4 protein-coding genes are annotated in these 11,737 nt (G+C 63.8%); 1 reads left to right on the forward strand and 3 read right to left on the reverse strand.

Annotation, left to right across the window (positions count from 1 at the left end):
- The first annotated feature begins 244 nt into the window (after positions 1 to 244).
- The gene (locus PH5382_RS16160; protein WP_058335435.1) at positions 245 to 7,426 is read left to right on the forward strand and encodes a DUF7933 domain-containing protein; all 7,182 of its coding nucleotides are present in this window, start codon (positions 245 to 247) and stop codon (positions 7,424 to 7,426) included.
- A 138-nt stretch (positions 7,427 to 7,564) separates the two neighbouring features.
- Here PH5382_RS16160 and PH5382_RS16165 read toward each other — a convergent pair whose 3' ends face one another.
- The 3 genes from PH5382_RS16165 to PH5382_RS16175 form a co-directional block, all read right to left on the reverse strand.
- Positions 7,565 to 8,935 carry a tetratricopeptide repeat protein gene (locus tag PH5382_RS16165; protein WP_058335436.1) on the reverse strand — a complete coding sequence of 457 codons (1,371 nt, stop codon included), beginning with the start codon at positions 8,933 to 8,935 and terminating at the stop codon, positions 7,565 to 7,567.
- Positions 8,932 to 10,662 carry an SEL1-like repeat protein gene (locus PH5382_RS16170; protein ID WP_058335437.1) on the reverse strand — a complete coding sequence of 577 codons (1,731 nt, stop codon included), beginning with the start codon at positions 10,660 to 10,662 and terminating at the stop codon, positions 8,932 to 8,934. The genes PH5382_RS16165 and PH5382_RS16170 overlap by 4 nt, the downstream gene beginning before the upstream one ends.
- A gap of 115 nt (positions 10,663 to 10,777) precedes the next feature.
- Complete coding sequence (locus tag PH5382_RS16175) at positions 10,778 to 11,671, reverse strand: prepilin peptidase (protein ID WP_058335438.1); 894 nt, start codon at positions 11,669 to 11,671, stop codon at positions 10,778 to 10,780.
- Positions 11,672 to 11,737 lie beyond the last annotated feature (66 nt).

Raw genomic sequence — 11,737 nt, forward strand, 5'->3', positions numbered from 1 at the left:
TTTCCTGGCCGCCGGACAGGGCAAAATGTGCTCATTTCGCACCCTCTTTTGCGCTTTAGGATAAAACCACCTGAGGTTGCACCGGCGGAAAATGGCCAATCTGCGACAGTTGAAAAAAGTTTTGTCTTTTTGGAAATGTTCCATTGCTGTGAACAGCGCGCTCCCCCTAGCGTGTCACGAGCCCGTGAGCTGCCGCAAGCGGGCCTCTTGCATTTGAAAACCTTTCACATTTCCGGGATCGCCCATGACAAGCCTGCTGCGCCGCTTTTCACATTTGTTTCTTGCGATTCTTCTGGTCATGCTGCCCGGCCTTGCACTGGCCAGCCCTTCAGGACCGCCCTGGACGATGGCCTTTTCCCCGGATGCCATTGGGATTGGCAATGAAAGCAGACTGACCTTCACGATAGACAACAGCAGTAGCTCCGCCCCGGTCGATGATCTGGCCTTTAGCGGCACCCTGCCCACAGGCCTCGTCATTAGTTCTGGCGCCCAAAGCGACAGCTGTAGCGGCACGCTCACGGCCTCAGCTGGTGGCAGCAGCATCAGCTATAGTAATGGACGGATCAGTTTGGGTGCCTCTTGCACTATTTCGCTGATGGTGACCTCAAACGCTTCGGCACCCTATACCTTCACCACCGGCGATTTGACCTCGAGCTTCGGCAACAGTGGCGCCGCCTCCGCTAATCTGAGCGTGGATGCTACCCGGACAGGGTTTGGCAAGTCCTTCTCTCCCAGCAGTCAGAATCCGGGCAGCATCACCACGCTGACCTATACGCTGGACAATTCCGCAAACCCGTCGTTCGCTTCGTTGCGGTTTTCCGAGGTCCTGCCCGCAGGGCTCGAACTTGCCACCCCAGCTAATATCAGTAACAGCTGTGGCGGCACGGTCACTGCCAGCTCCGGTGGCAGCAGCATCTCGGCCAGCAGCATTTTTCTTGCCGCAGGCGCCACCTGCACCGTCAGCGTGGATGTAAAGGCGCTGACCTCGGGCGATTACGCGCTGACCAATGAACTGATCAGTTCGCCCACCATCGGCGAGGCAACCGCCACCCTGACGGTCAACAGCCCGCCATCAGGGGGAATCGGGTTCTTCAAAAGCTTTGATGTCGCGCAGGCAGCTGCTGGTGAAACGGTCACGCTCAACTTCGCGCTCAGCAATACCAGCCGCACCGGGGCGGCGACCAATATCGCCTTCACCGATGACCTGAATGCGATGCTGTCAGGATTAACGGCCACGGCACTGCCGGCAGATGGCTTTTGTGGTGTGGGCTCGACCATGTCTGGCAGCAGCAGCCTGACGGTATCTGGCGCCTCTCTGGCCTCTGCCGCCAGCTGTAACTTTGATGTTTCGGTGCTGATCCCGGTCAGTGCTGCCACCGGCAGCTATACCAACAGCACCAGCAGTCTGAGCGCCGATCTTGACGGCAGCGCCTATACTGGCAGTGCGGCCAGTACCACATTGCAGGTTCTGGGCGATGGCGGTCAGGGCGCGCACCTCAGCAAAAGCTTCACCGATGACCCGGTCGTCCCAGGCAACACCGTGACCGCCCGCTATACCCTGACCAACCCCAATGCTGCGGTTGCCATTAGCGGTATTACTTTTCAGGATACTATTTCGGCAGTTTCCGGCGCAACCATCAGTACTCTGCCCGCCTCCGGCAGCTGCGGTGGCAGCAGCGCCTTCAACGTCATCGATCCCAATGGTCTCGGTGAGAACGTCTTCCTTCTTAGCGGCGGCGCACTGGCTGCTGGCGCCAGCTGTAACTTTGATGTCGTGATCAATATCCCGAGCAGTCTTACCCCCGGCAGCTATCCCACCAGCACCACAGATGTCACCACCACGGTTGCAGCCAGCTCGGTGACCACCCCCGGGGCCAGCGACATCCTGACCGTCGCAGGCGGTGCCGATCTCAGCTTCCACAAAGAGTTCAGCGATGAAATCATTGGCGCAGGCGGCACAACGACGCTGACCTTCACCCTGACCAGTTCGGCGGAATCGCCCAGTACCGCCACCGGCCTCGCCTTTAGTGATGATATCGATGCCTTCCTCACCGGGGCCACCCTTGGCATCAACAGCAATACCTGCGGCGGCAGCGCCGGGCTTTATGTCGGCAATTCCCGCCTGGACTACACTGGCGGCACGCTGGACCCCGGTGACAGCTGCACCGTGGTGACCACAGTGTCGATCCCGGATGCAGCCACCGCCACACTGGGCGCCCATACCAATACCACCAGCACCCTGACCGGCACCGCCGGCGGCGAGGCTCTGGTGGTGCCGGCTGCCAGCGATACCCTGACAGTGCAGAGCGCCTTGCCGATGGTGACCACCAAAAGCTTTTCGCCCAGCACCGCGCTGCCCGGCGAGACCGTGACGCTGACCTATACGCTGACCAACCCGGACACCATCCGTGGCTATACCAACGGCACCCTCTTCACCGACAATTACAGCTCAGTGCTGAGCGGCCTGGCCATTGTGCCCGCCTCCCTGCCTGCGGGTGGGTTCTGCGGCGGCAGCAGTACGGCCAGCGGCACCACCTCCGGCACTTTCAACAATCTCTCCATTCCGGCAAGCAGCAGCTGCAGCTTTAGTGTCCAGCTGTTGGTTCCAGGTGGGGCAGCAGATGGTGACTACAGCTCTGCCAGCTCCACCATCACGTCAACCCTGTCGGATGCCAGTTTCGTTACCCTGCCAGCGATTGTAGCCAATTTCTCGGTTGATGCTGCACAGGTCCAGCTGACCAAAGCCTATGGCACGGATCCGGTGGGCCCCGGTGATACGGTCAGCGTCAACTATACGCTGATCAATCTCAGCAGCAGCAAGGCGCTGACCGCCATTGCCTTTAGTGATGATCTGGATACGCAGCTGGCCGGGCTGGCCTCTACCTCGGGGGCGCAGTCCAATCTCTGTGGCGCCGGATCCAGCCTCAGCGGCACCGGGACACTGAGCTTTGTCGGCGGCAGTCTGGCGGCAGGCGCAAGCTGTAGTTTCAGCGCCACGCTGCAGGTGCCGGGCGGCAGCACCGCCAGTATCTATTCCGGCACCACCAGCACGGTGAGCGCCGACGCCAGCGGGCTGACCGTCACCGGACCTGCGGTCGCGAGCACCCTGACTGTCAGCGCTTTTGAGCTGCCAAGCTTTGCCAAAAGCTTTGCGGATCCTGCTCTGGGTCCCGGAGGCAGCACCACGCTGACCTATGTGATCACCAATAACGACAGCACGACAACGCTCAACGGGCTGCGCTTTACCGATGATCTGGATGCCGCCCTCACCGGGCTTGCGGTCACCGCAGGCACCGGCAGCAATCTCTGCGGCACTGGCTCCGTGATCGCGGGCAGTGGCGAGGTCACCCTGACCGGTGGCACCCTGGCCCCGGGCCAGAGCTGCAGCATCCCGCTGACCGTCACGACTCCGGCCTCCGCCACCGATGGCAGCTACCCCTCCAGCAGCAGCACGCTGACCGAGAGTGGTGAATTTGCCGCCAGCGCCGCCAGCGCCACGCTGACCATCGATCCCGCGCCGCTCTTCAGCAAAGCCTTTGCCGCCAGCAGCGTCACCCGGGACAGCAGCACCACGCTGACCTTCACCATTGACAACAGCGCCGCATCGATCGCGGCCACCGGGCTGGATTTCACCGATAACCTGCCCGCCGGCCTCACGGTGGCCAGCACCCCCAGTGCCAGCACCACCTGTAGCGGCGGCACCCTGACAGCCGCCGCCGGGGCGGCCAGCATCAGCTATACCGGCGGCAGTATCGCCGGAGCCAACAGCTGTAGCCTCAGCGTTGATGTCACCGCCGGTGCTAGTGGCAGCCTGGTCAATACCTCTGGTGATCTCACGTCTTCTCTTGGCAATTCCGGCCCGGCCATGGCCACCCTGAAGGTGCCCAGTCTCAGCTTCGACAGCCCCCTCCTGGGCGATGATATCGCCAATTCAGCCGAGGCCGCTGCCGCCACCATCTCGGGCAGCACCGCGCTGATCGAAGATGGCCAGAGCGTCAGCGTCGTGGTCACCGACAGTGCCAGCGCGACGGCCAGCGGCACCGCCACGGTCAGCGGCAATGCCTGGAGCCTGACCCTCAATCTCAGCACCCTGGCGGATGGCGCCCTGACCCTCACCGCAGATGTTGCAGATGCGGCGGGCACGCCAACACCGCAGGCCAGTGCCAGCCTCAGCCTGGATACAGACAAGCCCTCGCTGGCCTTCGACAGCCCGCTGGCCACGGATGGTATCGTCTCTGCCGCCGAGGCCGCTGCCGTCACCATTTCCGGCAGCTCCTCCGGCATCGAAGATGGCCAGAGCGTCAGCGTCGTGGTCACCGACAGTGCCAGTGCGACGGCCAGCGGCAGCGCCACGGTCAGCGGCAATGCCTGGAGCCTGACCCTCAATCTCAGCGCCCTGGCGAATGGTGCCCTGACCCTCACCGCAGATGCCACCAACAGTGTCGGCAATCCGGTGGATCAGATCAGCACCACGCTGACCCAGGACCAGACCGCACCCGCAGGCTATAGCGCCACCTTTGATCAGGACCCGATTATCACCAGCACCGAGACTGCGGTCAGCTTTACCTTTGCCGGTGCCGAAACCGGGGCTCAATACGACTATACCATCGCCTCGGATGGCGGCGGCGCTGATGTGACCGGCAACGGCACCATCGCCACGGCCAGCGACCAGATCACCGGGATCGATATCTCTGGCCTCGGGGATGGCACCCTGACATTGTCGGTGGTGCTGACCGATGCGGCCGGACAGGCCGGATCGACCGCCACGGATACCAGCACCAAGGACACCGCTCGCCCCACGGTCACCCTCGCAGGGCCCACCGAGGCCCAGAGCGGTGCCTTCACGGTCACTCTGACCTTCAGCGAGAGCGTCACCGGCCTGGCCCAGAGTGATCTCAGCCTGGTGGATGGCACCGCCTCCGGGCTTTCGGGCAGTGGCACCAGCTATTCGGTCACCGTAACGCCGGATCACGATGGCACCGTGATCATCACCCTGCCTGAAGACAGTGCCATAAACGGCGGTGGCAATGGCAACCTGGTCAGCGCTGCGCTCGAGATCATCGCCGATCTGACCGGCACCCCCAATCCGACCCCGCCTGCCGATGCCGATGGCGATGGCGTGCCGGATAATCTCGAAAGCAGCACCGCGGACCGCGATGGCGACGGCATTCCCGACGCCGCCGATTATGACCCACAGGGCTATTTCTACTGCGAAGACGATGGCCGCATCCTGTCTGGTGGCGGCATCACCGTGACCGGCCCCTCGGGCTCCAACAGCTCGGTCGGGATCAGCAACAACATCAACATCGTGCGCGATGGCTCGACCGGGGAATACCAGTGGTTTGCCCTGGTGCCCGGCACCTATAGCGTCGCCTATAGCTATCCGGCCGGCGGTATCGCCAGCACCGCACGGCTGTCTTCGGGCAGCCTGGATGTGACCTCGCTGCTGCCCGCCAACCCGGCGGTGATCGGCTCCACCGAGGTGGGATCCACCGGGGTTCTGGCCGATGCCTCCCTGGCGGCGAACCCGGCCTTTTACGACAGCTTCGTGATCGAGGCCGGCGATCCCAATGTGCTGGCCAACAATATCCCGATGACACAATGTGCCCAGATCGAGGTCAGCGTCAGCGCCACCGATACCGGTGCTGAGGCCAATGGCGCCACCACCGACAGCGCCAGCTTCACCATCTCTCAGACTCTGGTGACAGCGCAGGACACGGTCCTCAGCTATACACTGGGCGGCACCGCCACCTCGGGCACGGATTTCACCGCTCCTACCGGCAGCATCACCATCCTGGCCGGTGACACATCGGCTCTGGTCGATCTGCCGGTGCTCGAAGACGGCCTGATCGAGGGCAGCGAAACCGTCACCCTGACGCTGACGGCCGTGACCTCCGCAAGCCCGGGTGTCATCCTGTCAGCCACGACGGCGGATCTAACCGGCAGCACCAGCATTGCCGATGATGATTTTGCCGTGGTCGCCGTCAGCAATGACGATCTGACCGCCTCGGAAAGCGGCAATGACACTGCCGCCATGTCCTTTACCCTGCTGGGCCAGCCCAGCCAGACCGTGCAGCTGGCCTTTAGTGGCGATGCCCAGTGTAGCGTCTCTCCGGCCGTGCTGAATTTCACCAGTGCCAATTATGCCAGTGCCCAGACCCTTACCATCACCGCCATCGATGATGAGCTGGTCGAGGGCAGCCACAGCTGTCAGCCCACCGTGGCCGTGACCTCGGCGGACACCGCCTTTGACGGCTTTGTTCTGGCGCTGGCGAGCGTGACGGTGACCGATGATCTGGTCGACCAGATCCGCGAACCGCTGACCCAGATCCTGAAAAACGATCTGGAAGAAACCGTCAAAACCCAGCAGCGCTATTTCAGCGATATGTCCAAGGGCGCTCTGTCGCGGCTGCGCGCCGGGGCTGAAGGGCTCGGCTGTGGCACCCTGGCGGGCTTTGATATCGACGGCACCGTCAATATCACCGGCGGCGAAGGCCAGACAGATGGCAGTTTTGGCTATGATGTCTACAATTGCCACAGTGGCAGCCGCGAAATCCTCGACGGGGCCTTCAGCCTGACCCGGACCGAAAACATCGGCACCCAGGCGCTGCTGCAATTCTCGCGCCAGCGCGAGCGTTTCCTGTCAGAGACCGATCTGCGCGGCAATTTCCTGGGTGGCTACCTCAGCCGGACCAATGTCACCGGTCTGGCCGATGGTGCGATCACCGGCATGGGCGTCAATGGCGGCATCTATGGCGCGCGTGAGCTGAGCGACGGGGTATTTCTGGATTACTACGCGGCGGGTGCCTTTGGCCATCATCGCTATGATCTCGATTTTGCCGCCACCCCCAGCGTGATCCGGGCCGAAGGCAGCTATGACTATGCCGCCGCCTTTGCCGGGGCTGCACTTTCCGGGCAACACCAGATGGACACCTTGCTGGTTACCCCGCGTGTCGGGGTTGATCTTGCCTATGCGCTGGCCAGTGATGCCGATGTCACCGCCACTCAGCTGGCGCAGAGCGATACCGGGCGCATCGATATTCCCGACTACAACGGCGGGCGCCTCTTTGCCGAGATCGAGTTCTCGGGCTTTGGCAGCAACACTGATCCGACCAATCCCAATGCCATCTCGTCGCGTATGGCCCTGGCCCCGCGCCTGGCCTGCGAAAGCTCGTCTTATGACACCAGCAGCAGCAGTGGCTGTGGTTTCGGGTTGTCCTTCAGCCGCGAGATCTTCAATCCGCTGACCGGCCTCAGCTACAGCTTCGAGATCGACTATGAGATGATCGACGAGACCGATCGCGTCACTGTCGACTTCCACCGCGAGCGCCGCTTTGCCGATGATCGCGGCGCTGTTGTCACCCGTCTGTCGATGCCAACAAGCGACAGCCTGAAGATCGAACACGGGGTGCGACTGGACTTTTAAATCGCAGAGACAGGTGATCAGACGGGCCCCCTCATCCACCCTCTCACTCACACGATCGTCGGCCCTGTCAGTTTTCTGACAGGGCCGATTTTCTGACAGGACATATGTTGTCTCTGCCGCTCGAGATCTGAAACGGGGCTAGTTTCCGGCCACCAGAACCTGCACCAATTCTTGGGCTCGTTTCTGGGCGTCCAGAACCTGAGCGGATGTCATCATACTGGCTAGGCTCGCCGCCAGATCTGCCGCTTCGGGCTGGCCTGCGCTGCTGGCAAGCAGCAGCCACATATAGGCCAGCACATAGTCCTGCGGCAGCTGCCGCCCTTCGACATAAAACAGCGCCAAATTGCCCATCGCCGCCGGGATCCCCGCATGGGCCGAGGCCTGCATCAGGGCCAGCACTTGCTGGCTTCTGGCCCGGTCCATACTGGCCTGATTAATACTGGCCTGGTCTACCCCGTCTTCGGCCTGCGAGACCGCATTCAGCAACACCCAACCCAGCAGAAACTGCGCCACCGGATCGCCGGCCCGAGCGCCATTTTCCAAAGCCTGCAGCCCGGCGGCACTGGTGTCAGGCGGGCGCAGCCGCGCATCAAACAGCCCGCCTGCGTGCCAGGCTGTGATCGCGCGACCGCCCGCGCTGCGCCCCAGATCCGCGGCCTGGCGATACAGCTGCTGGGCCAGGGCTTCGTCCAGCGCCACCCCAAAACCATTTTCATAAAGCGTGCCGAGATTGTTCAGCGCCACGGCCAGCCCCTGATCCGCCGCCGCCTGAAACAGCTGTGCCGCCCGGCCATAGTCCTGTGCCAGCCCGTCGCCGCGCACATAGATCAGACCAAGATTGTTCAGCGCCCGCGCATGGCCCGCAGCCGCCGGACCTTCATAGAGCTGGCGCGCCCGGGCCAGGTCCTGCGTCACACCAGTGCCGTTCTGATACAGCACGCCCAAGCTAACGGCCGCATCCACATGGCCTTGGGCCGCCGCCCGTTCATAGAGCTGCGCCGCGCGCAGCAAATCCTCTGCCCCACCTTCTGCCCCATCCTCTGCTCCGGTGGCCCGCTGTTCCAGCAAACGCGCCAGGTCAAACAGCGGCTCAGGGGCTTCCGAGCGCGCTGCCTGCTGCATCCAATAGAGTGCCTGATCCGGGTCACGTCTAACCCCCAGCCCGCTGTGATAGGCCTGCCCCAGACGGGATTGCGCCGCCGGATGGCCCTGCGCCGCAGCCCGGGCAAACCACTGGCTGGCCTCGGTGAAATTCAGCAAGACACCGGTGCCGCGCTGCAGTCGCAGGCCAAGATCGTACTGCGCCGTGGCCTGTCCGGCCGCGGCGCGCTGGCGCAGCACAGTCAGCGGTTGCGCCGCAACAGCTGCCGGATCTGGTGCCATAGCTCCCGTCTGACGCCCGGTTTGTACAGGGTTCTGGGCAGCGCTCTGGGCAAGGCTCTGGACCGGCAACATCAGCATCAACATCAGACCCGGTATCAGCAGGCCCCGCGCCAGTTCCGGCCTCATCGCGAGGCCCCCCCGGCCGCCGCAGCATCAAAAAAGCGGCGCGCGGCGCTTTGGGCGGTCGCCACCTGATCCGGGGTCATCAAATCCGCCACCACCGCGCGGGTTTCCAGCGCGGCACTGCTGCCACCGGCCGCCGCCACATTCAGCCATTTATGCGCTGAGACGTAGTCCTGCGCGACACCTGAGCCCTGAATATAAAGCCGCCCGAGCTGGTGCTGGGCTTCGGTCTCTCCGGCTTCAGCCGCCCGGCGCAGCCATTGGGCCGCCTCGGCCGGGTCGCCTGCGATCAGCCACTGCCCCAGCGCGCTTTGCGCCGGGCGCAGATCCGCCTCCGCCTGTTTGCGCAGCCAGGCGACAGCGGCCATATGGCCTGCTTCGGTCGCATCATTCTCGTTGGTCTGCTGTGCCAACCCGGCAACCCAGGGCACCATACGGTGCGGCGCCATCATGCCATCCAGCCTGCCCGTGATCGCCAACTGGCCCAGACGCTGTCCCGCCGGGCCATCCTGCCGTTGCTGCTGTGCCGTAGCCTGGCGATACAGTTTGACCGCCTGCTGCAGATCAGCCGACTGGCCAATGCCCTGTTCCGCCATGGTTGCCAAAGCATAGCTGGCCCGCGCCTGCCCCTGCCCCGCTCCGGCGGCGGCGACCTCTTCCAGCAAGGGGCGCGCCTGTTGCGGGTTGGCGGCCAGCACCTCTCCTTCGAGCAGGGCCAGCCCCAGAACCAGCATGGCCTCCAGGTTTCCGGCCTGCGCGCCCTGTCCCAGCCAGCGCAGCGCTTCGCCGGGGTTCGGCGCGATCCCGTCGCCTTTGAGGTATTTCTTGCCAAGCGCCACCTGCGACAGCAAAAAGCCGCCTTCGGCAGAGCGCAGCAGCCAGTTGAGCGCCTCTGCCCGGTTCTGTCTCATCCCCTGTCCGCTATCCAGCGCATAGGCCAGATAGAACTGTGCCTCGCCATGGCCTGCAGCTGCGGCCTCCTGTATCCACCGGGAGGCCTTTTGAGTATTCATCTCGGTGCCCTGCCCCCTGGCAAAGGCGCGGCTCAGCTCGAATTGGGCGGCGACATGGCCGGTCTCTGCCGCGGCCTGCAACCAGGTGAACGCCGCGACCGGATCAGCGGCAACGCCGACGCCCTTGCCATAGAGCAGGCCAAGGTAATACTGCGCCTCGCCATTGCCCCGCGCCGCCGCCGCCCGAAACAGCACCGCAGCGCGCCCCGGATCACGGGCAACGCCGCCTGCACTGGAACTGGCACTGAGATACAGCCGCGCCAGCAGCACCGAGGCGGCGACCTGGTTCTGGGCCGCGGCCCGCTCCAGCCAAAGCTGCGCCGCCGCCAGATCGCGCGGCCCACCGCGACCCTCCAGCAGCACCCGGCCATAGCGATACTGGGCAAAAGGCGTGCCCATCTCCTCTGCCTGGCGTTTCAGCCCCTGCCGCACAAAGACAAAATCCCCCGCCGCCCAGGCGGCTTCGATCTCATCCATGCCAGGAGGCGGTGTCTCAGGACGGCGCGGGCTGGTGTCGGCGGTGGACTGCTGGGCAGGCTCCATTGCAGACTCCGTGGCAGACTCCGTGGCAGGCTGGACGACAGGCGGCGCGGTGTCTGCTGCTAGTTCTTGTGCCGCCAGCCCTTGTGCCCAGAGTCCCTGCGCGCCTCCGGCAAGGGCTACAAGCAGCGCAAAAGACAGCGGTGAAAACGGCAAATCAGGCTTGAAAATCAGCATATCTCTCACGTTTGAATAGCTTTGCAACAAAGGGCGGGCCAACCAGTGTCCGGACCCTAAGCCCTGGCAAATCCAAGATCAAACACTCCCTTTGGTACCAGCCCCGACAAAAGCTCTATCCCGGCAACAGCCCCAGCGCGCGCAGCAGCCACAGCAGTGCCGCCGCCGCACAAAGTGCGGCCCCAAAGGGCAGCGCCTGCTGGCCAAGAGGCCGGCCCATCTGCTGATAGCCACCTCTTTTATCCGGTGATCGCAACAGCGGGCGCAGCAGGGGGCGCATCAGGGGCAGCAGCCCCCCGGTCAAACCGATCAGGGCGGCCAGCAGCACCAGCAGCGGCAGGTCGAAAACACCGGCATAGGCGCCCAGCCCTGCCATCAGTTTGACATCCCCCAGCCCCAGCCCTTCGCGACCGCGCAGCGCCCGATACCCCAGACGCAAAAGCAGAAAACTGCCAGTCCCAGCAACAGCACCAGCCCCGGCACCCAGCAGGGCAGACGTCAGATCCCCAATCTCAGCCCCGAGCCCGCCCCCAGGTCGGCCCCCAAGCGCGGCACACATCACCAGGGCAAACAACACCGCAGTCAACACATCCGGCAGGCGGAACCACAACAAGTCACAGACCCCAAGCGCCAGCAACAGCCAGAGAAACAGAGCCGAAAACAGCACCTGCTCCAGACCGCCTCCTGCGGCCAGCGCCAGCACCATTGCCCCGGTTGCGGCGATCTCAAGATACAGCGTCCAGGGCGGGATCTTTGCCTGACAGTGGCGACACCGCCCGGCGCTCCCGAGAAAGGACAGGATCGGCAGCAGATCCAAGGCGCGCAGGGTGCGTCCGCAGCTGCGGCAGTGCGACCTGCGGCGCAGCACGTCCTCGCCCCGTGGCAGACGATCCACCAGCACCGCCAGAAAGGAGCCGACGGCAGGGGCCAGCAGCACCAAAAACAGCACCACCGGAACCGGGATCGAAACTGACATCAAAACTGGCAGTGCCCCGCCTGCGGATCCCATGGCTATCTCCCTCTCTCTAGGCCTGCCGGTCTGCCTGCATTTCTCCCGGATCTTCGGCCTCAAACC

This window comes from Phaeobacter sp. CECT 5382, assembly GCF_001457775.1.
Taxonomy (GTDB): Bacteria; Pseudomonadota; Alphaproteobacteria; order Rhodobacterales; family Rhodobacteraceae; genus Pseudophaeobacter.

Coding starts and splice junctions, on each gene's coding strand:
- PH5382_RS16165 (WP_058335436.1), bottom strand. CDS start 8,935: ATGAGGCCGGAACTGGCGCGGGGCCTGCTGATACCGGGTCTGATGTTG.
- PH5382_RS16175 (WP_058335438.1), bottom strand. CDS start 11,671: ATGGGATCCGCAGGCGGGGCACTGCCAGTTTTGATGTCAGTTTCGATC.
- PH5382_RS16160 (WP_058335435.1), top strand. CDS start 245: ATGACAAGCCTGCTGCGCCGCTTTTCACATTTGTTTCTTGCGATTCTT.
- PH5382_RS16170 (WP_058335437.1), bottom strand. CDS start 10,662: ATGCTGATTTTCAAGCCTGATTTGCCGTTTTCACCGCTGTCTTTTGCG.